The sequence below is a fragment of the Pseudoalteromonas sp. 78C3 genome (assembly GCF_002836695.1).
Taxonomy (GTDB): domain Bacteria; phylum Pseudomonadota; class Gammaproteobacteria; order Enterobacterales; family Alteromonadaceae; genus Pseudoalteromonas; species Pseudoalteromonas arctica.
The window spans coordinates 1-23,811 of record NZ_PJAV01000110.1; the positions used below are offsets into that span (position 1 = coordinate 1).

Sequence of the window (23,811 nt, forward strand, 5' to 3'; positions counted from 1 at the left end):
TAAAATGTTCAATTTTACTGTACGTGCTAACTCTTCTTGATACAGAAAAAATTCTCTTAAATGTGTGCTAACAATATTGGCTGGTTTTGATCTGTCTATCATTAAAATCTCATCTATCAATCGATTCAATCTACTGCGAGATTCGATTGCTTCGTCGAGAATATCTAACCAATTAAGCTTTGTATTTGATAGTAAAGCTAAAAAATATACCGTACGTGCTTTATTATAATTAATAAAACCAGGCCACATAACATCTTCGCTAGATACTTTAAGTGCTTTATCAAACTGCTCAGCGGCAGATTTAAGATACATACTTACTTCTTCAAGTATTGATGGCTCTATAGTATTAATATTTTTTTGAGCCAGCTCTAAACCATCAATCGACAAAATATCTACAGAGTTCATATTTAGCGACTCTCGTAATAAATGCATGCCTTTTTTGTTGTAATACAAACCTAGGTAATTATGGTAAATGGTTTTTGTCACTGGATTACGAAGAATTGGACCTCTCACATGAAGTAAGTCTGCATGAATATTAAAATTATCATCAGCCACAAAACTTTGGTAAGAAACAACAGCTTTAAATAGCTTTATTGTTTCCGTTATTTGAATTGAATTACCTTTACTCACCGAGTGCAATATTTCACAGCGCCTATCAACTTCTGACAAAATTGTATCCATACGCTTTTTATAAAGTACTTTGTTAGTTTCTGATGCATTAAAAACAGCTGGAAATAAAACAATTAGGTCAATTATATATTGCAGGGTATCGGCAAAAAGAACGGCGGTTTCTGACTCTTTTTTTAGTTTATGCTCAATAGAGTCAAAAATTTCTTTCTCTAGTGTATTTTCATCTTGGGATTTAAACTGATTAATTAACTCTGGAAGTGAGGTTACGTAATTTTCATTATCTAAAATGTTACCTTCCATTTTACTAATGTTATTTACACTATCAATTGATGTATATGTTCTAACAGTAATAAATAAAGCTAATACGGCTATACAAAAGCTTACTGTTGATATGGTAAAGCTTAGTAAATCTTTACCTTCTTTTAAATCATATACCCATACAGCAAGAAAAGCTGAAAGTAGAACAAGTAATAATATTGTAAAATATAACATTTTTGATGTGCGCATATGTCTTCCAGACTTGGGTCGGGCTAACAATCTAATATTGCTGATTTATAACACGAAAAACGCAGACTTCACACGCAAACTGAGAGCTATATAACCCCTGTAGAGCACAAGTAATGAAATATCTGCATCACTTTTCCCATTTACCCAGCGCTTGTTTGTCACTTTGTTTAAACTCAACCCAATTTGATGAGTCTTTAAAGTGCTCTTTTTTCCAAAACGTGGCGTGGTTTTTTAAATAATCCATTATAAATTGTGCGCCTTCGAACGCGGCTTGACGATGGCGGCTGGTCACGCCTACAAACACAATTTGCTCGCCAAGTGCTAAGTAACCAACGCGATGAATAATGCATATTCGCGCCAATTGCCAGCGAGTTTGTGCTTGCTCTGCAATAGATTGAAGGAGTTGCTCGGTCATACCAGGGTAGTGCTCCAGCTCAAGTGCAATAACGTTGTCACCACTGCTGAACTCTCTTACCAAACCTGTAAAGGTGACAACAGCGCCATCGCTTTTGTTATTACTACAAAGCGTATTGTGCTCGTCACCTACATTAAAATCATCGGTTTGTACTTGAATATGTATGCTCATTAGCCACCTGTAACCGGCGGGAAAAAGGCAAGCTCATCCCCTGCTTTCACTATTTCGTCGCTTGATGACATAGTTTGGTTAAGCGCTACAAGTAGCTCACGCTCCTCCAGCCACGGTTGCCAATGCGGGTATTGACTAACTAATCTTAATTTAAGTTCTGAAATAGTAAGCGGCTGCGTAATCTCAAGGCTTAATTTACTGCACTTCAAGCGCTCTTTTAGTTGCCCAAAAAACAATAACTCTACTTTTCCGGCGCCAGATATAGCATCGTTTGGATTAATCGCGCTGCCAACTGCCATTCTTGCCCCCTGCTTTTTGAGTAACGCGCATGCCGCTAATTTCCATTAGTGGGTCGGCTGCTTTACACATATCAAACAAAGTAAGCGCAGCAACAGATACCGCTGTTAACGCTTCCATTTCTACACCCGTTTTACCGGCAAGTTTGCAATAGCTGGTTATTTTAATTTGGCTGTTCGCTTCATCAAGTTCAAAATCAACAGCTACTTTAGTAAGTGCAAGCGGATGACAAAGCGGAATTAAATCGGCGCACTTTTTAGCGCCTTGAATACCCGCTATACGTGCCACGCCTAACACATCGCCCTTTTTGTTTTGATTAAGCATTACTTGTTCAAAGGCAAGCTTGCTCATGCTAATAAATGCTTCAGCTGAGGCATCGCGCAGGGTTACGTCTTTGAGCGATACATCAACCATATTCGCTTGGCCGTTTTCGTCAACGTGGCTTAACATACTATTGCTCACGCGATTCACACTTTTTACCAATGGTAACGTGCGGTGCAAAGTTACACGGTTTATGCATTGAGTTAAGTTGATCTTTTATAATGCCTGTCCACGCTGTTTTACATGCGCCTGTAGAGCCTGGCATACAAAAAATAACGGTGTTGTTAGCAAGGCCTGCAAGTGCACGAGATTGAATAGTTGAGTTACCAATTTCACCGTACGAAATATGTCTAAATAGCTCACCAAAGCCGTCTACGCTTTTATCAAACAGCGGCGCAAATGCCTCAGGTGTTGAATCGCGTTCGGTAAATCCTGTACCACCAGTCACTAAAATAGCGTGAATGGTGTCATCGGCAATCCACTGCGATGCAATAGCGCGCATTTGGTAAACATCATCTTTTACAATTTCTTTATCTGCTAAGTGATGACCCGCCTCAGTTAGCGCTTTAATTAAGTAATGACCAGAAGTATCGGTAATCGCATCGCGCGTGTCGCTTACTGTAAGTACAGCAATGTTTAAAGGTATTTGTGTATCGCTTGTGTGGCTCATAATGTTCTTCTCAATTGGTTAATGCTTTGGTCAAAATGCTCATTTACAGCTTTAAATTGCGCCGGTGTATTGGTGTTTATTAATGCGTGCGCTTTATTACATAAAAGCGTTTGCACACCAATGCTTTGGGTAAACTGTTTTATTGATTTATGACTGTTTGCGTTTGTGAGTATGTGTTTTAAATGATTTTTTACACTGTGTGTATTACGAATATACAGCGGTAGCGGTTCATTTTCAAAGTGCCAAGCATGTATTTGTGACTGATTTAATTGATTGCTCACACTTTGTACGTTATTTGTCTGAGAAGCCAGCACTATTGTGCTTAACAAACTACTTGTGAGTAGTGGCATATCTACCGCAGTAATAAGTAAATCGTGCTCGGTGGCTATTAATGTTGAGTAAATTCCGCCAAGGGGTCCACTATTTGGGTATATATCTTTAACGTACTTTTCTGACGGATAATGGTTCAATGATTTGATTGGATTTGTAACGTTGCGGCTTACCAATATGTTTTTAGCGCCTGCGTCTTTTAATAAATCACACGCATTGTGCAATAGCGTTTTATTTTTTAAAACTAAATCGGCTTTGTCTGTGCCCATTCTTGATGACTTACCACCAGCAAGCACAACGCCTGTAAAATCTCGCTTAACTTTCATATTAGCTTTTATATGAGTATTCACATCAGCTCCCATATTAGCCGCCTAACATGGCTAAGTGAGTTGTCGCACCTGTAAGACGCTTATCTAGCTCATGGCTTATTTCTTTATTGCCCATAGCGGCTCGAATTGCCTTTACGGTCGCTGCAGTATCATCCTCGTTTAGCAGTTCGCGTAAATCTATACCTTGCTCAGCAAACAAGCATAAGTGTAATTTACCTAACGCCGACACCCTTAAGCGATTACAGCTTTTACAAAAATCTTTACTGTACGGCATTATTAAACCAATACGACCATCGTAATCAGGATGACAAAATTCCTCAGCGGGTCCGTTTAATTTCCCCCTAACGACTTGTAACCAACCTTGGTCGAGTAATTGGGCTTTAACCGTTTGCCCACTTAAGTGGTTTTCTTCAAAAAAGGTTGCGCCGTCACCTGTTTCCATTAATTCTATAAAGCGCACTGTAACTTTGTGGTGCTTTACCCACGCTAAAAAATCCTTCAATTGGTTTTTATTAAACTGTTTGGCAAGCACCGCATTTATTTTTATATCTTTTATGCCCAGCTCTACCGCGCGTTCAATCCCTTTTAAAATAAGGGTAAGTTTGTCGTGCCCTGTTATGAGTTTAAACATACTCGGATTTAAACTATCAATACTTACATCAAGCCCGGCTTCTGCAAATTCATCAATTTTATTTAATAAATTAAATCCGTTGGTAGTAATGGCTACTTTTTCTATGCCAGGTGTATTTTTACAGAGCTTTATAATATCGGTTACGTCGTTTCGTAAGCATGGTTCGCCACCTGTAATGCGCACTTTTTTAGTACCTAGCTCTGCAAACGCATTTACCAGCGTGCTAATTTCATTTTTATTTAAAAAATTACGCGGCGTATCGCACTGATACCCATTTGGTAAACAATAACTACAACTAAAATTACATACATCGGTTATTGAGAGGCGCAAATAGTTAAACTGCCGACCAAATTGATCATTAAGCATATGCTTCCTTTTTTCTTTACATTACAACCGCAACATCAATGCTGCTAGAACCTGCTTTGTAATGTTGTTTTATTAATTGGCTTAATTGTGTTTTACACGAACCGCAATTCGTTCCACATTTAAGTTCAGACCCCAATTGCTCGACTGTGTTTGCACCGTTTTTAATGGCGTTTATAATTGGCTGCTCTCTTACTTTAAAGCAGCTACACACTTGCACGCCTTGGGTAAATTCTTCATCGGGGGTTGCATAAAGCAAAGACTGTAACTGTGTAAAAGTCAGTAATGGCTCTGCAAACAAATGGTTTATCCACTCAAGTGATATTTCTTTTTGTTCATTAGAAATAACACCAACAAACGCTAATTGATCGTTTTGAATACACTGCACATGCATGGCTTTTGCCGTATTCATAGCCGACCACTGCCCTTGTAAACCAGTTAAGGTTTGGCAGTAATACAGTAAATCACTTTGTGGCTCATTAAGCGCCAATTGGTAATTAAAGCAATTACTAGCATTAACTTTGAGCCAAAAATCACTGTTTATAACAAGTTCGTTTTTAGCAAACAGCTGCATATATTGCACAAAGGGTGCTTTAACTATATTAACAGCGCCGTGTTTACACTCAGCCTGACCAGATAGAGGGTCAACTACCGATTGATATAACCCACTTACTGTTGCTGATGACGCAAATTGCTTATTCCAATGAATAGGCATAAAGCATTCACCTTTTCGCACGGCATCGGTCACTTTTGCATGCGCGGTAACCTGCCCAGTTTGGGCAATTGCACTTATTAAATCGTTTTGTTTAATTGCTAATTTACTGGCATCAAGCGGATTAATTTCTATGTACGGCCGTGTAATATGCGATGAAAGCGCAGTGCTTTTACCGGTGCGGCTCATGGTATGCCATTGGTCGCGTATACGACCCGAGTTCATTATAAACGGGTAATCACTTGATGTTTTTTGTACCGGTAATTGCGGCGTTATAGGTATAAAACGCGCCTTTTTATCAGCGGTGCTAAATTGGTTATCTGTAAAAACCTGACCATTTTTATAAGGCTCGTTTTTAACAACAGGCCACATAATGGGTTTTAAATTATCATACTGATTTTGTGTGAGCCCAACTAAACCAGAGAGATTTAATAATCGGCTGCCGTTATTTTCAAAGTCGGTTAATTGTGCCCATTCTTCAAAAATGCCACTTGGGTCTGTAAAATCAAACCCTTCAAAGCCCATTTTTTTAGCAACACTGCACATAATTTGCCAATCGTTTTTAGCTCCTGAATAAGGCGCTACTAACGGGCGCTGCCTTGATATTCTGCGCTCTGAGTTAGTTACTGTGCCGTTTTTTTCACCCCATCCGGTTGATGGAAAAGCAACATCGGCAAATTTTAACGTATCACTTTTTGCAATACAGTCAGATACAACCACCAGCTCGCAGGTCTCTAATGCTTTTTTAATAGCGGCGTTATTGGGCAAGCTCACCATTGGGTTTGTTGCCATTATCCACACTGCTTTTATTTTGCCTGCGGCTATTTCATCAAACATATCGATGGCATTGCTGCCTGCTTTGTTAGCGATCGTTGGCGAGAGCCAAAAACGTTGTACAAGTGATTGATGCGCTGCGTTTTCAATATCTAAATGTGCCGCTAACTGATTAGCCAAACCACCTACTTCGCGCCCGCCCATCGCATTGGGTTGCCCAGTAATAGAAAACGGACCGCTACCTGGTTTAAGTAATTTACCTGAGGCTAAATGCGCATTAATAATGGCGTTGCATTTATCTACACCCGAGCTTGACTGATTTATACCCATTGAATAAAAGCTAATCGCACTTGGGCTTTTAGCAAATAGCGCGTAAAACTCAGTTACTTGCTCAATTGCTATATCGCAAAAGTCGCTAACTGCCTCACAGCTCCATTTTGTTGCCTCTTGCAGTGCGCTTTCAAAGCCGTTTGTGTGCTGAGCAATAAATTGCGTGTCGAGGTGGTTATACTCATTTAAATAATTAAGTAAGCCGTTATAAAGTGCGGCGTCACTGCCTGGTTTTATATTTAAAAATGTGTCGGCAAGCTCAGCTGTGTCGGTTTTACGTGGATCAATAACCACCACTTTCATATTTGGGTTAAGCTGCTTTGCACGCTCCATTCGCTGATACAAAACCGGATGAGTCCATGCTGCATTAGAGCCAATTAAAATAAGCAGCTCAGTTTGCTCTAAATCCTCGTAGGTACACGGCACTACGTCTTCACCAAAAGCGCGTTTATAACCTGCCACAGCAGATGACATACACAGGCGCGAATTTGTATCAATATTGCCTGAGCCTATGTAGCCTTTCATTAATTTATTCGCGATGTAGTAATCTTCAGTAAGTAACTGCCCTGATACATAAAAAGCCACAGCATCGGGTCCGTGCTTTTGTATTATGTCGTTAAATTTATTGGCAACGTGGTCGGTTGCTTCATCCCACGTAACAGCTTGATTATTAATAAGGGGTGACGTTAAGCGGTTATCACTGCCTGTGGTGTCGAGCAAATGGGTGCCTTTTACACATAAACGACCAAAGTTTGCGGGGTGCTCTCGCATGCCTTCCAGCTTGGTTGGCACATTATTAAAAAGTGAAATATCAACACCGCACCCTACACCACAGTAAGCACATGTTGTTTGTTTTAAACTGGTTTTATTTATAGTTGGTGACGTGTTTGCGGTTGTCATACTACTGCTCTCTTTTAGTGTGCTTTAATTTATGCTGACTGTTTTACAGGCTCATTAAGGGTAACTACGTTAATAGTGTTACTTGCTTTAGCGAGTGCGCTGTTTATTACGTTTTGAACGAGCTTTTCACAACCTCCACAGCCTGTACTGGCTTTGGTGCTTTGCTGCACACTTGCCAAATCTATGCAGCCTTTAGCGACTGATTGTTCAATGGTGTGTTTAGTTACTTTATGACAAGCGCAAATAATGGCGTCATCAGGCAAGTCGTCGGCGCTTAGCTCTGCGATGTCGCCGGCAAGGGGCATAATGAGTGCTTCGGGGGCGGTGGTAAGTTCAATGTCGTTTAAATGATATTGCAGTAAATTATCGTAATCGCTGGTATCGCCAACAAGTACGGCGCCAATCAGCTTATTACTTTGTGAATTAGTGACTACTTTTTTATAAATGCCATTGGCTTGATCCTCAAAATAATAGCTTATTGCGCCTTCGCTGCGTGCATGTGCATCGCCAATAGAGCCCACTTCAACACCCATTAATTTAAGCTTGGTGCTCATATCGGCACCGCTAAATTCATCGGCTTTATTGTCTAAGCCAGTACTTTGCAAAGTACCTTGCTGCGTATCTTGTAAAATATGCCCAACTGCAATTTTAGCCATGGCGTAACCAGGTGCCACTAAGCCAAAAATAAAATTATTCCATAGTGCACATTCACCAATTGCGTATATGTTTTTGTCGCTCGTTTGGCAGTGGTTATTAATTACAATACCGCCGCGCTCACCTATATCTAAATTAAACTCGCGGGCTAAATTATCATAAGGGCGAATACCCGCCGAAAATACAATCATGTCGGTTTCAAGGGTTTTACCGCCTTTAAAACACATTTTGTAACGGCAACTTTCACCTTCTACTATTTCCTCAGTTGCTACCGATGTATGCACAGTAACGCCCAAATCTGTAATTTTGTTTTTTAGTAACCGACCGCCCCCCGCATCAACTTGTACACCCATAAGTTGCGGTGCAAATTCTATTACGTGAGCCTGTAAACCCAATTGCTTTAATGCGTTTGCAGCCTCAAGCCCCAGTAAACCGCCACCAATTACCACGCCTACTTTGCTGCCGTGGGCTGAGTTTTTTATTGCGTGTAAATCGTTAATGGTGCGATAAACAAGGCAATGCTCACGATCTTTACCCGGTATAGGAGGTACAAATGGAAATGAACCTGTAGCAAGCACAAGCTTGTCGTATTCAAACAACTCTCCTTTAGCGGTTGTTACAGTTTGCGCATCACGATTTATGTCAACCACTTTAGAATGAGTATGAAAGCGTACTTGCCAATCGTCATAGGTTTTATTGCATGTAAGTGCGAGGTCGTCCGCGGTTTTGCCTTTAAAAAAAGAGGATAGTTGCACGCGGTCATACGCTAAACGGTCTTCACCGCTCAATACGGTAATTTCAAATTGCTCATCAGCCTGATTTTGAGAAACCAGCTGCTGCACAAAATGGTGCCCCACCATTCCGTTTCCTACCACTACAACACGCTGCTTGCTTAGCATTTACTCACCTTAAAATGATATCTACTTTAGTAATTGACTAAAATTGAAATCGAATGATTTGTTATAGGATTGTTATAGCAATATGTAAGCCAAATATATAAGCATTTAAAATCAGCAAGTTGGCTACATTGGTGCAGAGGTGAAAAGCATAAAGCTCAACAAGATGGTGCAATTGCACCATCTTGTGTCGCTATAAATTACAAGTGAATATTAGAAGATAAAGAGGATTAAAATTTAGCGCTCATCCAGACCCACAATTTTTGAGTATCGACTTTATTAGCTGCAGTATCGCCCGCTGAGTAATCAGCATATTTAACACCCACTGCGTACTGTTTATTAATAGGTTTAACGTATTGTACGTTTAGCTCATTGCCTAAATCGTCAATCCCATTTGATTGCTCATTAGCATCAAAACTGTGATAAGCCACCAGCCATTTTCCGTCAAACGCTTTACCATTTAGACTTATGTAAGTGTCGTCCAAGCCTTGTGCGGGTGTATTTAAAAACGTATCTGCCCAACCATTAAATTTATGTAACGTGGCAAGTGGTGTTGCAAACCCGTAATCGCCATTATCAGAGCCAAGTGACTCTATGCCAACTTTTAATGTTACTGTTTTTATACCCAAACCATTTAAATCAACAGCGCCTTCAAGTGCATAGTAATCGGCATCAAAATCACTCACGCTTGTTGACGCAGACTGCGTTGCATACTCCGCTTTGTAATAAAACTTTATGTCGTTTAGGGTTTTATTACCGTTAAAAGAGACGCCATAAGTGTCTAAACTGTCGTCTTGTAGTGCATCGTCACTTAATAAGTAACTGTATAAAACCACTTTACCGTAGTCTGTTTTAAAGCTTGCATTAATTAGGTGATCGGACGATTTAATGTCTTTATCATCAGCAAATATGCGGTTACGTTTGTTTAAATAACTGTATTGTAAATCTATGTTATTAAATGCGTAATTAATGGTTGCGGCATCAAAGGTTTGCCTATCTTGGCGCCAACCTACGTGCCCAACAAAACGCTGCCCATCAAGTGCTATTATTTGGCGCCCTACTTTTAGCGATAGACCATCGCGGGTATATTTAACAAAACCTTGGTCTATCTCAGTGTTTTCTGGATCTGCAATAACAGAGTAATTAGTGTTTTTTCCCACCGTATTATTGTAATCATCTACGCCAAACAGGCTGCGAGTATCTTCTACTTCAATAAGGGCTGAAAAACCATTCACCTCATCTGTTTGATGCGTTAAGCGGGTTCTAAGTGTTAAGCCGCTTGCATCTTTTAAGGCATTGTTTTGATCAACGCTTTCAAAACGCAGTCTAAAATCAAGATCAGTTTGCGAAGCAAAGCTTATTGAAGGCGCAGTGAAGCAACCCAGTATAAAAATAATAGGTAAGTTGTTCTTATAGTTAAGCATTTTGGTTCTCTAAGTTTTAATTATTAATACACATACCAAAGCAATAAATAAACACAGCGAAATACATTTCCACACCATAACTGGATCGCGTTTCATTATTGAACTTTTATTAGCGGTACTTTCTAAATAAGGATTAGGTTTGTTGATATCGTTTATAAACTCAGAAAAAGCTTGGTATCTGAGCTCTGGTTTAGGGGCAAGCGCCTTCATAAGGGCTTGATCTAACCAAAACGGAATATCGGCTCTGTATTTACGAATACTTGTGTAGTGCCAATGGCTGTAATCTTTTGGCGCTACGTGGTTAAGTGGCAGTGGTTTGTAAGGCAATTTTGAGCACAATAACTCATATGCAATAACGCCAAGTGAAAACAAATCACTTTTAAAATCGGCGTGCATAGTAATAAGTGTTTCGGGTGCGGTGTAGTCGGCAGTGCCTTGTGGGCAATCATCCGCAATTTGTTTAACCGACTCGTCCATAGCTGCAACACTTACTGTGCCGTAATCAATGAGCGTTACTTTTCCGTGCGCATCTATCATTACATTATCGAGTTTTAAATCACGATGTACCATATCGAGTCGCTGAAACGCCCTTAGTGCATGTACTATTTGTTCAATAATACTGCGTACTTGAGTTATTTCTGGGTGCGGCACGTCGTGCTTCCAATCACTGAGTGTTTGCCCGTCCATGTACTCACAAATATGATACAAAAAACGACTCTGCGATTGCGTACTCAGTACTTTCATCACGTTTAAATGGTTTATACGTTGCCCTACCCAACCTTCTCTTATAAAGCCTTGAAGGTAGTGCACATCGTCTTCAAAATTAACCGAAGGTGCTTTTAAAACCACTGGCGGTATATCGGGCGCTTGTTGCACTAAATAAATATGCGAGCGACTACTGGCATGCAATTTACGAATAACCGTGTAGTCATCAATTTTTTGTCCAACATTAAGCGCAGGTGGAATTTTTCGTCGTGTTAGCGAATGATAAAGCTCATCTAACTTTTGCTCGGCAATATTTTCTACTTTTACAAGCAAACAACTTACGTTGTCGTCACTACCTCGCGCTAATGCAAGTTCGGTAATTGCTTTAGCTGCATTTTCTAAATTAGTGTGATCTAAATTAACGTGTTCATTAATTAGTTTAGCTATATCGCTGTTTGGGAGCACATCGTGTACGCCATCGCAGGTTAATATATAAATATCGTCTGCTTTGAGGTCAACTTCGTAAACATCTATTTCTTGATGAAGTTGTGCGCCAAGTGCACGCGTTAGCGTATCGTTTACTTTGTGATCCCGTGTTATCGCCTCTATTTTATTTCCTCGCAAGCGGGTAATACGCGTATCACCTAAGTGAAATATATAACCCGTTGCCGACTTTAAAATAAGTGCTGTAAAAGTCGTCATCCAATCGGCTTGGCGCTGACCTAAGTGATTGTAATTAACTGATTGCGAATAAAGCCATTGATTTAAACTTGCTAACACCTTCGACACTGACTTTTTAACCGCCCAACTTTCGGGGGTATTTAAATACTCATTTATAAAATGAGTAACCGAAAGTTGAGACGCTTGTTTAGCATTTTTTGCTGATGAACACCCATCGGCTAAGCAGGCAATAACGCCTTTAGACTCTTTTTCTTGCGCTTTGGTATTAAGAGCTGCAAACGCATCTTGGTTTTCTACTTTTAACCCTTTAGCACTGTGCCCACCAAATGAAACGTTGAGTTCATTTTTTAGCGCTTTAGCGTGGAGTGTTTCATCAAACATGGTCAATAAAGCCTTAAGTCACTGAAATAAGTTCAACGGTGCCGTCTTCATTTACTTCGGTAATATGACCATCTGGTTCTTTCATAAAAAACAGTGCGCCTAAGCCGAGTAATGCACTACCCGCAATAATGAAAAAGAAGGTTTGATAATCAACAAGTGACAATGCCGTTAAGTAAACAACTGCACCAACATTACCGTAAGCACCTGTCATACCTGCAATTTGCCCTGTTAAACGACGCTTAATTAGCGGTACTGCCGCAAATACAGCACCTTCACCAGCTTGCACAAAGAACGAACACGCCATAGCTGCAACAACTGCAAGCCATAAAGGCCACGATGCATCAACCAAGCCCATTACAAAATAACCAACAGCAAGACCCATCGTAAGTACAATAAGGGTTATACGGCGACCCAATTTATCTGAAATCCAACCGCCACCAGGGCGAGATGCTAAGTTCATGAATGCGTAAGCAGAGGCTAAAATACCCGCGTACACCATATCAAGCGCAAACACATCCATAAAAAACAGCGGCAACATAGAGACAACCGCAAGCTCAGAACCAAAAGTTGTAAAATATAAAATATTTAAAACAGCTACTTGCTTAAATTCATAACGATGCGACTCAGGTACAGGCTCTTTAAAAATATGACCATTTACGTCAAAGGTTTTATACACTTCGTAAATATAAAGTAGGACTAAAAAAGCATACACAGCAAGTACAAAATTAGCCGAAATTAGGTTAGCACCGGTTGGCGAAAGCTTCCAAGTAAGTAATGCTAATGCGCCGTACATAGGGATTTTCATAATAAGTAGTAATACAAAGTCGCCTTTACTGGTTACTTCCATTGCGCCTACTTTTTTAGGTTTAAAGTATGTACCGCCTTTTGGCGTATCGGTTACATTTAAATACCAAATAACACCAAATATAACGCTTAATACACCGGTTAAACCTACTGCATAACGCCAGCCATCTTCGCCGCCAAACATTAGTGCAATAATTGGCAATAACATAGCTGCTGCTGCTGAACCAAAGTTACCCCAACCGCCATAAATACCTTCAGCTATACCCAACTCATTAGCAGGAAACCATTCACTCACCATTCGAATGCCCACAACAAAGCCAGCACCAATAAAGCCTAAAGCAAAACGCGCTATTGCGGCTTGCTCAAATGTGGTTGCCATAGCAAACATAAAACATGGAATACTACAGCTAATAAGGAGTGCCGCATAAACAATACGGGGACCAAATTTATCGGTTAGCATACCCACCACAACACGCGCTGGAATAGTTAACGCTACATTTAAAATTAGTAATGTTTTAACTTGTGCCATGGTGATCCCAAGTGAACCCGCTATGGCACCTAATAAAGGAGCATGGTTAAACCATACAAAAAATGACACAAAAAAGACCATCCAACTCAGATGTAATACTTTCATTTTTCCTTTAAAGGATATTAGGTTAAACCCAGAACTCGGTTGCATGTTTATTTTCCTCGTAAACGTATTGTTGTTTTATTAAAAGCCCCACCCTTTTGTCTAGGCAGGCACTCGAACTTGTTAAGTTTTAGTTAACACATTACAGCAATTACTGAGCCACTAATTAAATTTCATATATTTCAGCTAGTTATGTGTAAATCCTGTTTTAATACGTTATAGTTGCACTATATGAGTGAAGAGGGATGGACTGTTAGAGTGCAAATAAAAAGCGTTACTACTTGCTCTTGGATTTAACAAATTGGTATTGTTCAAAAAAAGTATGAGAAGTTTAAAAATGCAAAAACCACCATTAACTTACCAGCAGCAACTGCGCTATTCTCGGCACATTATGCTCCCGCAGCTTGATATAGACGGACAAGAGCGACTATGGCAATCGCATGCTTTAATTATTGGTGTGGGTGGGCTTGGGTGTGCGGTAGGTCAATACTTAGCGGCATCTGGCGTTGGGACGCTTACCTTAGTTGATAACGATGAAATAGAAGTGACCAACCTGCAAAGACAAATACTGTATAAAGAAAGTGATATTGGTAGCTCAAAATGCAGTGCTGCTAAAAAACAGCTTAACGCGCTTAATAGTGAAATAGACATAAACACTATTGAGGCATTTTTTGATGCAAGTACCTCTACAGAACAATTATTTAATAACATTGATATAGTAATTGATTGCTCAGATAACCTAACAACGCGCAATGCACTTAATAGCGCCTGTTTTAACGCTAAAGTTCCACTGGTGTCAGGCTCGGCAATACGTATGGAAGGACAAGTCGCGTGTTTTACTATGGATGAAAACAGCCACTGTTATGGCTGTTTATCGCAGTTTTTTAGCGAGCAAACACAAAGCTGCTCAGAATCCGGTGTGCTCTCTCCTATTGTGGGGCTAATAGGCAGCATTCAGGCTACTGAAGCGCTAAAAATGCTTGCAGGTTTGCCAGGAGGCTTAAACGAACACTTATTGCTGGTGGATGGTTTAAGCATGGAATTTAATCGTTTTAAAATAGCCAAAAATAGTCAATGCCCGGTGTGCAGCATTTAATATGCACACCAAACTTTGTAAAGCCAACCTGCTTAAATATGGGGTGATTTAATTCGTTAAATCACTATTCTAAATTATGGATTGTTGTATACAGTATATCGCCCACTTTAAAGTCGTTTTTTTCCCACACTCGCCTAGATACCAAGCAATACAACGTTTGCCCATCTACATTAAGCGTTAACTGCCACTTATTATTAATAAACTCAGCCTCAGTTAATACCGACTTTAAAACATTACTGTGCGTTGTTTTCTCAGGCTTTACCGCACTAAACGACAGTTGCTCACTTTCAATAATTAGCTTATTACTGCTATCTACAAGTGCAGGAAGCACAAAAAGCGGCTGGTTACTTTGCTGTAATTGCAGTTGATATAGCCCATAGCTCTCATCAAATTTAACCACATCGTAATTAATTAAGCTCAGCGGTGTTTGCCTATCGTTTGCATAAATAGCTTTTGCAACGTGAGCACTCGCACCTTGGTTTATCACCTTGCCTTTATCTAGCTGAATAAGGGTATCGCAGCAAAATAGCAGCTCTTTTAATGAGTGACTTACTATTATAAATTTAATATTAAACTTAACTGCAAACTCGCTAAGTTTAGTGAGTGTTTTAAAGCGCAGCGACCAATCAAGCGCGCTAAAAGGCTCATCCAGCATTATAAATTTTTGACCGGCTAACAGCGTGCGCGCAAATACTACACGTTGACGCTCACCGCCCGATAAGCTTTGTATATCACGATTTAGTAAATCATCTAATTCAAGCGTTTCAACAACGTATTGTAACGTTAAGCTGGTTTGTTTGTTGGCACAGTGTTTTTGTGTAAACGCTAAATTACCTGCCACATCTAAATGAGGAAACAACGGGCAAGATTGCAACTGAAGCGTTATACCGCGCTTATCGCTTGCAAGCTGATGCACTGCTTGATTGTTTATACACACACTTTTTGCAGGCTCTAAACCGCTAATACAGCGCAGTAATGTTGATTTACCCGAACCGGAAGGTCCGTAAACACCCAAAACATTAAACGACTCAAGCTCAAGGTTTATATCTAAATCAAAATTATTGAGTGCTTTAAAAAGGCTTAACTTAATCATGTTACTGCTTAACCCCTATAATGCTTTTATTAAACTTAAATAACAGCACCAAACAAGCAAACGAAATAGCCAGTAAAATAAGTGAAAGCTGATGCGCCGCTGCATAATTTAACGACTCAACATGGTCGTAAAGCGCGATAGACACCACTTGCGTTTGCCCCTGAATATTACCACCAATCATTAATACCAAACCAAACTCACCCAATGTATGGGCAAACCCTAAAGCAAACGCGCTACCAATACTGGGTTTTAAAAGGGGGATAATTAAATGCACAAAGCGTTTAAACGGGCTTAACCCAAGCGCAATGGCCGCTTCGTTATAGGTTTGATTAATATGTTTAAACCCTGCTACAAGCGGCTGCATTACAAAAGGCAATGAATAAAAAAGCGAACCAATAACCACCCCCTGAAAACTAAACGCAAGCTGCGTGCCGGTTAGCCAAAACCAAAACTGCCCAAAAGCGTGATCAGGCGAAAACATAACAAGTAAATAAAACCCTAATAACGTAGGCGGTAGAACTAAAGGCATCGCAATTAATGCCTCTAAAAATGGTTTAAATTTACCGTTATAGCCTGCGAGCTTGTAAGCCACAGGAATACAAAAAACAAGAAGAAGTACTGCGGTTATAAAGGCAAGTTTAATCGTTAACCACAGCGCGGTTAAATCACTTTGAAGCATTGTTGTCCTTTATTCTGTAACCTAATTCAATTAACTGCTGCTGCGTAGCCTCTGCCATTAAAAATTGCATGAGTTGCTTGGCGCTAGCAGGCTTTTTAGTCGAGCTAATAATAACGCCTTGTTGAATTATATCGGGGTATTGATCTGAAGGCAGCACAGTATAGTCTAAATACTTTTTATTTTGCGTGTTACTGTACGCTGCTTTTAGCGATGAAACAGCCACCAGCCCTACTCCTACATTACCACTTTGCACAAACTGAAACGCATGCGTAATGTTATTCCCATACACATAATTTACTGGCTTTTTAAAATGGTTATTCGCGTAGTGCTCTGAGGCACGCCCGTAAGGTGAAAAACGCGGATTAGCAATGGCAACTTTATCATTTACTTTTTCAGCTTTTGGTTGCCACAAAGCAAGTTCGCCTAACGCGTAAGTAATTAAACTACTTTGCTCTGCATAACCTTCTTTAATAAGGGATTGTGGGCGAAAATCGTCGGCAGATAAAAACACATCAAATGGCGCACCATGGACTATTTGTGAATATAAAACACCGCTAGAAGCAGCCGACATTTTCACGTCAACATTAGGTAATGGAGATTTTTTTAGTAGGGTTTCCAATACCGTTTTAAAATTACTCGCCACGGCTACTTGCAGCGTTTCTTTTGCGTTTACGCTGCACGAAAGTATGGATGACATAAGCAAAAAATAACCCAACCATGTATTGTAAAGCTTTGACATTATAAGTATTGTTTCAAAATAAAATGATTTAAGTAAGCAATATATATGAACGATGTTTGCAATGCACCCGGTTTATTGCCAATTGAAACTGCAATACACAATATACTGAGCACAATAACGCCTATTAAAGACGTTGAAACCATCTCAATAATGCAAAGCGTTGATCGCGTTTTAGCAAGCGATGTAAAATCAACTATAAACGTGCCAGCTCATAACAACTCTGCAATGGATGGCTATGCGCTATGTATTTCAGACAAAAGCTTAACCTATACACAAGTAGGTAGCGTGTTTGCAGGTCAAGTTTTTGAAGGCACACTGACCCCAGGTCAATGCGTAAGAATAATGACCGGCGCCGCCATTGCACCCGGCGCTAACGGCGTTGTAATGCAAGAAAACGCCTCGGTTGATGGCGATAAAATTACGTTTAGCGCGCAACCAGAACTAAATGAAAACGTGCGTTTTGCTGGCGAAGATATTGCAATCGACGATATTATTTTAAAAGCAGGTGATAAATTAAAAGCCGTTGATGTGGGGTTACTTGCATCTTTAGGAATTGCCAATATAGACGTGGTAAGAACCTTAAAAATAGCCGTGCTTTCTACCGGTGACGAACTTATTGAACCTGGGCAGCCGCTTAAACAAGGTGCTATTTTTGAAAGTAACCGCGCTGTTATTATTAGTGCGCTGCAACAAAAAAATATCGACGTGCTTGATTTAGGAATAATCCCCGATGACAAAGAACTCATCACCAATGCATTTTTAAAAGCGAACGAACTCGCCGATGCCGTAATAAGCTCAGGTGGTGTATCGGTTGGTGAAGCTGACTTTACTAAAGAAGTACTTAACGAAATTGGTGAAATTCACTTTTGGAAAATAGCTATGAAGCCAGGCAAACCTTTTGCCTTTGGTAAACTAAGTAACAGCTACTTTTTTGGCTTGCCAGGTAACCCTGTATCGGCTGCAGTGACGTTTAATCAGTTAGTAGAGCCTGCACTGCAAAAGCTGTCGGGTCTTGGTGAAGTAAACCCTAAAATGCGTTTTAACGCTGTTACTACATCCGTTATTAAAAAGCGTCCAGGAAGAGCCGACTTTCAACGCGGTACAGCAACAATTAACGAGCAAGGTGACTTGATGGTTGCCCCGTTTAATAAACAGGGCTCGGGTGTACTTTCGTCGCTTAGTAAAGCTAACTGCTTAATTGTAGTGCCAGCACAAAGCGGCAATATCGAAAAAGGCGCAACAGTAAGTATTGAGTTGCTATAAAGCCTAAAATGCTACAGCTAACTGTATAATTTAGCTGTAGCGCTATGTATGTCTTAAAATATTTTTATATTTAATGTTTGAATTAAACAATTTAACTTTTCGCTACGCCCTACAAACTCTTCTTTGCTCAATCTATTAACACACTTTAGCGCATTTTTAGTCGCAAAGTATCTATCATAACTTAGGCTTCTTTCGCATTTAACACTATACGTTGAGGGCCAAGAGCCACCGGCACCCGTTGCTATGCCAACAACCTTACATGTAGCATCTATATACTGCTCCCATGCTTTTATTTGTGCTTTAACTGCATCAACTTGGTAATCATCAGTTAGTTGCGGGTAAATTTCATCCATCATTTCACTGATTTTAGTTTTGTATCTATTGCCCTCTAAATTATAAGTATTGCCGGTGTGCATTGCACCGCCTTCTGGCCAACCATCAGCGCTTTGTGCAAATGCGCCAAATGATGAAATAGCAAAAGCAAACCCAATAATAATTTTATTCATTTTAAATCCTTTTAATAGTTACCAGATACCTGAAAAAACGCTCATAAAAAATGCCGCTAAGCTTAACTGAGCGGCATTTTATTATTCAATAAGCTTTTAAAGAGGTCTATTTAAAAACCAAATATTTTTAAATCAAAAAACTTAGTCGCCACTGTATTTATAAATATCACAGCTAGAATGACAGGAATAAACGTTGAAAGTGAAAAGTTAACGTACTTTTCCATCAAGCTTCCCGCATAATTAGGCGAACCTAAGCTTAGCTCTTGCGTTAAGCGTGCTTTTTTCCAGCGGTACATTACAAACAAACACACCATTAAGCCATTAAGCGGTAAAATTGTGTCGTAAAATACATCAACAATAATATCAAAAAAGCTCTTATTAACGCCGCCATAACTGGTGAACGAAGTAAGGCTGTCAATCATACCAAACGACATTGTACATAAAATAGTAAGTACACCGGTTGAAAGTGTAAGGATGCCCAATGCTTTTTTACGGCTAATACCTTTACGGTCACTTAGTGTTGCTGTCGGTACTTCTACTATTGAAACAAGTGAAGTAATCGCTGCAAAAAATACTAATAAGAAGAATGAGAACGCAACAATAGACGCACCTACATAGCCAATATCATTTTGCAGTGCTAGTAATATTTTAGGTAGGTATACAAAAATCATTGATACAGACGAGTCAGAAAGTGCTGATGGGTCTGTGGTTGGATCAAAGCTAAATATAGCGGGCAACACCATTAGGCCCGCTACAAACGCAACGAGTGAGTCCGTAATAGCGACCATTTTAGCGCTACTTACAATGTCATCTTTTTTAGAAATGTATGACGCGTAAGTCATTAATATACCCATACCCAGCGATAGCGAGAAAAACGCTTGGCTTAATGCGCCATTAAGTACACTTGCACTCATCTTAGAAAAATCAGGAATAATGTAGTATTTAACACCGGCCATTGCGTTATCAAGCGTTAATACATAAGTAACTAAGGCAAGTAGCATGAAAAGTAAGGCTGGCATTAAAAATTTAGCGGCTTTTTCTATGCCTTGTTTAACACCCCCTAATAAAATTAAGTTAACAATAATAACCACAACGGCCATATAGCCAAACACAGTGTAACTATTAATAAAAACACCAAAGTGGCCAGGATCTGCAAGTAAATCTAAATTACCGAGGCCTGTTTGCGTTAAGTAACCAAAAATCCAAACTGTAATTACCATATAAAACACAGCAATCATAAATGGTGTAAGCACCGCTAAAAAACCTGCTAGCTTCCATTTTTTATCGTTATTAGATAATAGCTTGTACGAACCAAGTGGATCTTTTTGAGCGTTACGACCCATTGCCATTTCAGCCATCATGACTGGTAAACAAATGAACACGACAAATAAAGCGTAAATTAATAAGAATGCGCCACCACCATTTTTGGTAGCAGAAACCGGAAAACCAACTAAATTACCAATACCAACAGCCGAACCTGCCGCTGCCATTATGAATCCGAGACGGGAACTAAATCGTTCTCTATTTTCGCTCATGCATAAAACCTTTTTATTATTTTGTATATTTCAGCGACTCTACCAGTGTTACACAGATATTTTCAAGCAATTACAGCTTAAAAATAAAATCGAAGTGTAAACCTGTGTAAATACGCTTTTAATTCACCAATTTTCAACGCTGTGGTAGTATTGCGTTAATCAAATTTAACAATTTTTATGAGATTCCTTATGTTGTACATGATTCACTCAACAGATGTTGAAAACAGCTTAGAGCTTAGAAAAGCAGCACGCCCGGCACATTTAGCACGCCTTAGTGAGCTTGATTCACAAAACCGTTTATTAACTGCGGGTCCATTTCCGGCAGTCGATAGTGAAGATCCTCAAGAAGCAGGTTTTACCGGTTCATTAGTTGTTGCGGAGTTTGAGTCAATAGAAGCAGCTCGAGAGTGGGCAGCAGCTGACCCTTACGTTGCCGCTGGCATCTATGAAAATACAATTGTTAAACCTTTCAAAAAAGTGTTCCCTGCTTAAAAGTGTATTAAACCCTAAGAGCGTGTGTTGCACTGTAATTCAGGGTTTGTTCACAAGATTTTAATTAAAATTACTGGGATAAAAGCGAATTTAGCGTTTTTACTTGAATTTTAGTAACTTAGTTAATTAAACTAAGTGGGTCTGGTCTAGGAGTTTTCCATTATGCGCGTATTATTAAGCCTCGGTTTTATTGCTTGTGTTAGCTTAGCTAACTTTGCTCAAGCAGCGACGGCCACCCAAGCATCTCATGCTGAGGTGGACAAAAAGAAAGCCGTAATACTTGCAAAGAAAACAATAGGCGGTAAGACCTTAAAAATTACCGAAAAAACAGATTTTTATACCGTACGAATACTCAAATCTGACGGCCACGTCGTTGATTTACATATAAATAAAAAAACCGGCGAAGTGAAAAAGGATTAACAAATGCGAATTTTAGTTATTGAAGACGATTTACATTTAGCAGATAACCTACGTAATGCTTTAGAAAAAGAACGTTACAGCGTGGATTTATGTCACGATGGTGAAGCAGGTCTTTTCCACATTACAGAATACCCGCTTGATATGGCCGTAGTTGATTTAGGTTTACCTAAAATAGACGGTATTGAGCTAATCAATAAAGCACGAGCACAAGGCATTACTATCCCTATTTTAATCTTAACAGCGCGCGATCGCTGGCAGGATAAAGTAGAAGGTTTAGATGCAGGTGCAGATGACTACCTTACTAAACCATTTCATGTTGAAGAACTTATTGCACGTTGTAATGCATTAATTCGTCGCAGTGCTGGTAAAGCAAATCCAGAAATGACTGCGGGTCCAATTAAAATTCATACACGTTCACAACAAGTATGGGTTGATGATAAAGAACTTAGCCTTACAGCTTACGAATATAAAGTACTTGAATACTTAATGGTAAATCCGCAAAAAGTAATTTCTAAATCAGAACTTACTGAGCATATTTACGACCAAGACTTCGACCTTGATTCAAACGTAATTGAAGTATTTGTACTACGTTTGCGTAAAAAGCTTGACCCTGAAGGCGTACTAAACCCAGTAGAAACACTACGTGGGCGTGGTTACAGGCTTAAAAGCCAGTGGTAATACCGCAAATATCGTTAAAAATAAGGCAAGGATTTATCCTTGTCTTTGTTTTATTAGTCGCACTCCCTATCTTATTTTATTCAATTGGCAAAGCGTATTACGCTTCGCTTGTTGATGCGACAGAAAAAACCCTCGAGGCGCAGCTCTACTCGCTAATATCTGAAGTCGACTTTACTGAGCATGGTATTATTATGCCCAGCACTATTTTAGCGCCTGAGTTAAACAGATTAAATTCAGATACCTACGCAATGATTTACCGCGATGATGACCCTGTTTGGAACTCAGAATCGGCTGTAAATTTAAACTATGTACCTCAACAAATAGAAACCAAAGCCGGTGCCGCCGACTTCAGGCGTGTGGAGTATAATAATACCGCGTACTGGCAACTTAGCCTGACTGTAATTTTAAACAACATAGATCAATCAGAACAAGCTCGCTTTATATTAGTCAAACGTAACGACGCTCTACTTCGTATAATGGATGGCTTTAAGCAAACCCTTGTAGATTGGATGTTTATCATGGGGATTGCAATTGCAGGCCTAATGGCTATTGGTTTCATTTGGAGCGCTCGCCCACTCCAACGACTCGATAAAGAAATAAAAGCGATTGAATCGGGTGATATTCAAGAAATTAAAGGCCTCTACCCTGTAGAGCTGCAAACAATAAAAGCAGACCTAAACTTGCTACTTGAGTCGCAACAGCGCCAAAAAGAGCGCTATAGAGCCTCATTAAGCGACCTTGCTCATGCACTTAAAACACCGCTTGCAGTACTAAAATCAAGTCCATTGGCAAACGATGCCGATGCACAAGAACAACTCGACCGAATTAATGTGATGATCGAGCACCAATTAAAGCGTGCTGCAACCGGTGCATCAGACACGTGGAAAAAGCAAACACCTATTAAGCCAGTACTTGATTCAATACTCAGTGCTATGGCAAAAGTATACCGTGATAAAGATATTATTTTCACCTGCACCGTAACCGAAAAAGATTACTTTTTAGGTGACCAAACAGATTTAATGGAATTACTCGGTAACTTGATTGATAACGCCTGTAAAGCGTGTCGCTCGCAAGTAGAAATACAAGTAATCCAAAGTAAAACTCTGTGTATTGGAATTAGCGATGATGGCCCTGGTGTGCCAGAGGATAAACGTGAATCTTTACTTACACGTGGTACTCGCCTCGATACATACGAAAGCGGACACGGCGTAGGCATGGCGATTGTATCTGATTTAGTTAAGTCGTATAACGGGACGCTTACCATTACCGATGCTGATAACTTAGCCGGCGCTCAATTTATCTTAGAGTTTAATTACAATGACAAAAAGTAACTATTTATTAAAACTAACTGCCATTGTGCTATTAGCTACAAGCCAGTACAGCTTTGCAAATGAAGCATGTACTTTAGCCGCTAAAGCAACAACCGATGAAGCTAAGCGGTATATTCAATGCCTAGATAGCCAGATTGATAAAGCAAAGCAAGCACAAGGCAGTTGGATACAAAAGCGCAAATATGAGCTAACTAAGTCACAAGAAAGCACAGGTAATACGCAAGTATTGCCGTTATTTATGCGCAGCATTAAAAATAACGAAAAGTACCTTGAGAGTGCCTGCCAATGGCGTTACTTAATAAAACTTCCTAATGCGACAACAGCGGCCATTAGCTATAAACTCTGTGAAATTGAGCTTATAAATCAATTTACAGAATCACTAAAACACCCATTTTAACGTAACTTAAGCACACTAAACTAGTT

At 39.7% G+C, this 23,811-nt stretch carries 24 protein-coding genes; 7 read left to right on the forward strand and 17 right to left on the reverse strand.

Features of this window, described 5'->3' with window-relative positions; translation table 11 throughout:
* The 12 genes from CXF76_RS03710 to CXF76_RS03765 form a co-directional block, all read right to left on the reverse strand.
* On the reverse strand, positions 1-1,137 hold a 1,137-nt coding region (locus CXF76_RS03710), incomplete at its 3' end, for a hypothetical protein (RefSeq protein WP_101163064.1).
* A gap of 127 nt (positions 1,138-1,264) precedes the next feature.
* On the reverse strand, positions 1,265-1,723 hold the full coding sequence (moaE, locus tag CXF76_RS03715) for a molybdopterin synthase catalytic subunit MoaE (protein ID WP_008167810.1): 459 nt from the start codon (positions 1,721-1,723) through the stop codon (positions 1,265-1,267).
* The gene (locus CXF76_RS03720) at positions 1,723-2,022 is read right to left on the reverse strand and encodes a MoaD/ThiS family protein (RefSeq protein WP_101163065.1); all 300 of its coding nucleotides are present in this window, start codon (positions 2,020-2,022) and stop codon (positions 1,723-1,725) included. Before CXF76_RS03720 ends, moaE begins: the two co-directional genes overlap by 1 nt.
* Positions 2,000-2,470 carry a cyclic pyranopterin monophosphate synthase MoaC gene (gene moaC / locus CXF76_RS03725; RefSeq protein WP_024593775.1) on the reverse strand — a complete coding sequence of 157 codons (471 nt, stop codon included), beginning with the start codon at positions 2,468-2,470 and terminating at the stop codon, positions 2,000-2,002. The genes CXF76_RS03720 and moaC overlap by 23 nt, the downstream gene beginning before the upstream one ends.
* Position 2,471: 1 nt before the next feature.
* Positions 2,472-3,011, reverse strand: a complete 540-nt coding sequence (moaB, locus tag CXF76_RS03730; RefSeq protein WP_101163066.1) for a molybdenum cofactor biosynthesis protein B — start codon at positions 3,009-3,011, stop codon at positions 2,472-2,474.
* A complete protein-coding gene (locus CXF76_RS03735; RefSeq protein ID WP_442960167.1) occupies positions 3,008-3,667 on the reverse strand; it encodes a molybdenum cofactor guanylyltransferase in 660 nt (219 codons plus the stop codon). The genes moaB and CXF76_RS03735 overlap by 4 nt, the downstream gene beginning before the upstream one ends.
* 37 nt (positions 3,668-3,704) lie before the next feature.
* Positions 3,705-4,667, reverse strand: a complete 963-nt coding sequence (moaA, locus tag CXF76_RS03740) for a GTP 3',8-cyclase MoaA (protein ID WP_101163068.1) — start codon at positions 4,665-4,667, stop codon at positions 3,705-3,707.
* Positions 4,668-4,683: 16 nt separating this feature from the next.
* A complete protein-coding gene (locus tag CXF76_RS03745; RefSeq protein ID WP_101163069.1) occupies positions 4,684-7,380 on the reverse strand; it encodes a nitrate reductase in 2,697 nt (898 codons plus the stop codon).
* 29 nt (positions 7,381-7,409) lie between these two features.
* Complete coding sequence (locus CXF76_RS03750) at positions 7,410-8,933, reverse strand: FAD-dependent oxidoreductase (RefSeq protein WP_101163070.1); 1,524 nt, start codon at positions 8,931-8,933, stop codon at positions 7,410-7,412.
* A gap of 227 nt (positions 8,934-9,160) precedes the next feature.
* Complete coding sequence (locus CXF76_RS03755) at positions 9,161-10,354, reverse strand: alginate export family protein (RefSeq protein WP_101163071.1); 1,194 nt, start codon at positions 10,352-10,354, stop codon at positions 9,161-9,163.
* A gap of 9 nt (positions 10,355-10,363) precedes the next feature.
* On the reverse strand, positions 10,364-12,121 hold the full coding sequence (locus CXF76_RS03760; RefSeq protein WP_101163072.1) for a bifunctional protein-serine/threonine kinase/phosphatase: 1,758 nt from the start codon (positions 12,119-12,121) through the stop codon (positions 10,364-10,366).
* A gap of 13 nt (positions 12,122-12,134) precedes the next feature.
* The gene (locus tag CXF76_RS03765) at positions 12,135-13,604 is read right to left on the reverse strand and encodes a NarK family nitrate/nitrite MFS transporter (protein ID WP_101163073.1); all 1,470 of its coding nucleotides are present in this window, start codon (positions 13,602-13,604) and stop codon (positions 12,135-12,137) included.
* Positions 13,605-13,893: 289 nt separating this feature from the next.
* Here CXF76_RS03765 and moeB point away from each other — a divergent pair, with 289 nt between their 5' ends.
* Positions 13,894-14,652 carry a molybdopterin-synthase adenylyltransferase MoeB gene (gene moeB / locus CXF76_RS03770; RefSeq protein WP_101163079.1) on the forward strand — a complete coding sequence of 253 codons (759 nt, stop codon included), beginning with the start codon at positions 13,894-13,896 and terminating at the stop codon, positions 14,650-14,652.
* Between the two features lie 64 nt (positions 14,653-14,716).
* Here the strand turns inward: moeB and CXF76_RS03775 are convergent, their stop codons facing one another.
* From CXF76_RS03775 to modA, 3 genes are read right to left on the reverse strand one after another with little or no spacing between them, the layout of a single operon-like run.
* Positions 14,717-15,745 (reverse strand): ATP-binding cassette domain-containing protein, encoded by a 1,029-nt coding sequence (locus CXF76_RS03775; RefSeq protein ID WP_101163074.1) that lies wholly within the window; start codon positions 15,743-15,745, stop codon positions 14,717-14,719.
* A gap of 1 nt (position 15,746) precedes the next feature.
* Positions 15,747-16,424: a molybdate ABC transporter permease subunit gene (modB, locus tag CXF76_RS03780; RefSeq protein ID WP_008171542.1), complete on the reverse strand. Its 678-nt coding sequence runs from the start codon at positions 16,422-16,424 to the stop codon at positions 15,747-15,749.
* Positions 16,411-17,163: a molybdate ABC transporter substrate-binding protein gene (gene modA, locus CXF76_RS03785; RefSeq protein ID WP_198551846.1), complete on the reverse strand. Its 753-nt coding sequence runs from the start codon at positions 17,161-17,163 to the stop codon at positions 16,411-16,413. Before modA ends, modB begins: the two co-directional genes overlap by 14 nt.
* A 45-nt stretch (positions 17,164-17,208) precedes the next feature.
* Between modA and moeA the strand changes: the two genes are divergently transcribed.
* The gene (gene moeA / locus CXF76_RS03790; RefSeq protein ID WP_101163075.1) at positions 17,209-18,426 is read left to right on the forward strand and encodes a molybdopterin molybdotransferase MoeA; all 1,218 of its coding nucleotides are present in this window, start codon (positions 17,209-17,211) and stop codon (positions 18,424-18,426) included.
* A 53-nt stretch (positions 18,427-18,479) separates the two neighbouring features.
* Here the strand turns inward: moeA and CXF76_RS03795 are convergent, their stop codons facing one another.
* Together CXF76_RS03795 and CXF76_RS03800 are read right to left on the reverse strand one after the other, a co-directional pair.
* Entirely contained in the window at positions 18,480-18,932 is a 453-nt protein-coding gene (locus CXF76_RS03795) for a hypothetical protein (RefSeq protein WP_101163076.1), read from the reverse strand.
* A gap of 110 nt (positions 18,933-19,042) precedes the next feature.
* On the reverse strand, positions 19,043-20,467 hold the full coding sequence (locus tag CXF76_RS03800) for a sodium-dependent transporter (RefSeq protein ID WP_101163077.1): 1,425 nt from the start codon (positions 20,465-20,467) through the stop codon (positions 19,043-19,045).
* Between the two features lie 189 nt (positions 20,468-20,656).
* Between CXF76_RS03800 and CXF76_RS03805 the strand changes: the two genes are divergently transcribed.
* The 5 genes from CXF76_RS03805 to CXF76_RS03825 all read left to right on the forward strand — a co-directional run bounded on the left by CXF76_RS03805 (position 20,657) and on the right by CXF76_RS03825 (position 23,785).
* Complete coding sequence (locus CXF76_RS03805; RefSeq protein WP_010552536.1) at positions 20,657-20,959, forward strand: YciI family protein; 303 nt, start codon at positions 20,657-20,659, stop codon at positions 20,957-20,959.
* A gap of 162 nt (positions 20,960-21,121) precedes the next feature.
* Positions 21,122-21,379, forward strand: a complete 258-nt coding sequence (locus tag CXF76_RS03810) for a PepSY domain-containing protein (protein WP_002959808.1) — start codon at positions 21,122-21,124, stop codon at positions 21,377-21,379.
* 3 nt (positions 21,380-21,382) lie between these two features.
* Positions 21,383-22,057, forward strand: coding sequence for a response regulator transcription factor (locus CXF76_RS03815; RefSeq protein WP_007375447.1), 675 nt, complete (start codon positions 21,383-21,385; stop codon positions 22,055-22,057).
* Positions 22,051-23,388: an ATP-binding protein gene (locus CXF76_RS03820; RefSeq protein ID WP_010552535.1), complete on the forward strand. Its 1,338-nt coding sequence runs from the start codon at positions 22,051-22,053 to the stop codon at positions 23,386-23,388. Before CXF76_RS03815 ends, CXF76_RS03820 begins: the two co-directional genes overlap by 7 nt.
* Positions 23,375-23,785 carry a hypothetical protein gene (locus CXF76_RS03825; protein ID WP_101163078.1) on the forward strand — a complete coding sequence of 137 codons (411 nt, stop codon included), beginning with the start codon at positions 23,375-23,377 and terminating at the stop codon, positions 23,783-23,785. Before CXF76_RS03820 ends, CXF76_RS03825 begins: the two co-directional genes overlap by 14 nt.
* Positions 23,786-23,811: the final 26 nt, after the last annotated feature.

Bases quoted from the DNA above. Each gene is read 5' to 3' on its own strand.
- CXF76_RS03755 (WP_101163071.1), bottom strand. From the start codon at position 10,354: ATGCTTAACTATAAGAACAACTTACCTATTATTTTTATACTGGGTTGC.
- moaB (WP_101163066.1), bottom strand. From the start codon at position 3,011: ATGAGCCACACAAGCGATACACAAATACCTTTAAACATTGCTGTACTT.
- moaA (WP_101163068.1), bottom strand. From the start codon at position 4,667: ATGCTTAATGATCAATTTGGTCGGCAGTTTAACTATTTGCGCCTCTCA.
- CXF76_RS03825 (WP_101163078.1), top strand. From the start codon at position 23,375: ATGACAAAAAGTAACTATTTATTAAAACTAACTGCCATTGTGCTATTA.
- CXF76_RS03720 (WP_101163065.1), bottom strand. From the start codon at position 2,022: ATGGCAGTTGGCAGCGCGATTAATCCAAACGATGCTATATCTGGCGCC.
- modB (WP_008171542.1), bottom strand. From the start codon at position 16,424: ATGCTTCAAAGTGATTTAACCGCGCTGTGGTTAACGATTAAACTTGCC.
- CXF76_RS03750 (WP_101163070.1), bottom strand. From the start codon at position 8,933: ATGCTAAGCAAGCAGCGTGTTGTAGTGGTAGGAAACGGAATGGTGGGG.
- moeA (WP_101163075.1), top strand. From the start codon at position 17,209: ATGAACGATGTTTGCAATGCACCCGGTTTATTGCCAATTGAAACTGCA.
- moeB (WP_101163079.1), top strand. From the start codon at position 13,894: ATGCAAAAACCACCATTAACTTACCAGCAGCAACTGCGCTATTCTCGG.
- modA (WP_198551846.1), bottom strand. From the start codon at position 17,163: ATGTCAAAGCTTTACAATACATGGTTGGGTTATTTTTTGCTTATGTCA.
- CXF76_RS03760 (WP_101163072.1), bottom strand. From the start codon at position 12,121: ATGTTTGATGAAACACTCCACGCTAAAGCGCTAAAAAATGAACTCAAC.
- CXF76_RS03765 (WP_101163073.1), bottom strand. From the start codon at position 13,604: ATGCAACCGAGTTCTGGGTTTAACCTAATATCCTTTAAAGGAAAAATG.
- moaE (WP_008167810.1), bottom strand. From the start codon at position 1,723: ATGAGCATACATATTCAAGTACAAACCGATGATTTTAATGTAGGTGAC.
- CXF76_RS03800 (WP_101163077.1), bottom strand. From the start codon at position 20,467: ATGAGCGAAAATAGAGAACGATTTAGTTCCCGTCTCGGATTCATAATG.
- CXF76_RS03815 (WP_007375447.1), top strand. From the start codon at position 21,383: ATGCGAATTTTAGTTATTGAAGACGATTTACATTTAGCAGATAACCTA.
- CXF76_RS03805 (WP_010552536.1), top strand. From the start codon at position 20,657: ATGTTGTACATGATTCACTCAACAGATGTTGAAAACAGCTTAGAGCTT.
- CXF76_RS03795 (WP_101163076.1), bottom strand. From the start codon at position 18,932: ATGAATAAAATTATTATTGGGTTTGCTTTTGCTATTTCATCATTTGGC.
- CXF76_RS03810 (WP_002959808.1), top strand. From the start codon at position 21,122: ATGCGCGTATTATTAAGCCTCGGTTTTATTGCTTGTGTTAGCTTAGCT.
- moaC (WP_024593775.1), bottom strand. From the start codon at position 2,470: ATGTTAAGCCACGTTGACGAAAACGGCCAAGCGAATATGGTTGATGTA.
- CXF76_RS03735 (WP_442960167.1), bottom strand. From the start codon at position 3,667: ATGAAAGTTAAGCGAGATTTTACAGGCGTTGTGCTTGCTGGTGGTAAG.
- CXF76_RS03775 (WP_101163074.1), bottom strand. From the start codon at position 15,745: ATGATTAAGTTAAGCCTTTTTAAAGCACTCAATAATTTTGATTTAGAT.
- CXF76_RS03745 (WP_101163069.1), bottom strand. From the start codon at position 7,380: ATGACAACCGCAAACACGTCACCAACTATAAATAAAACCAGTTTAAAA.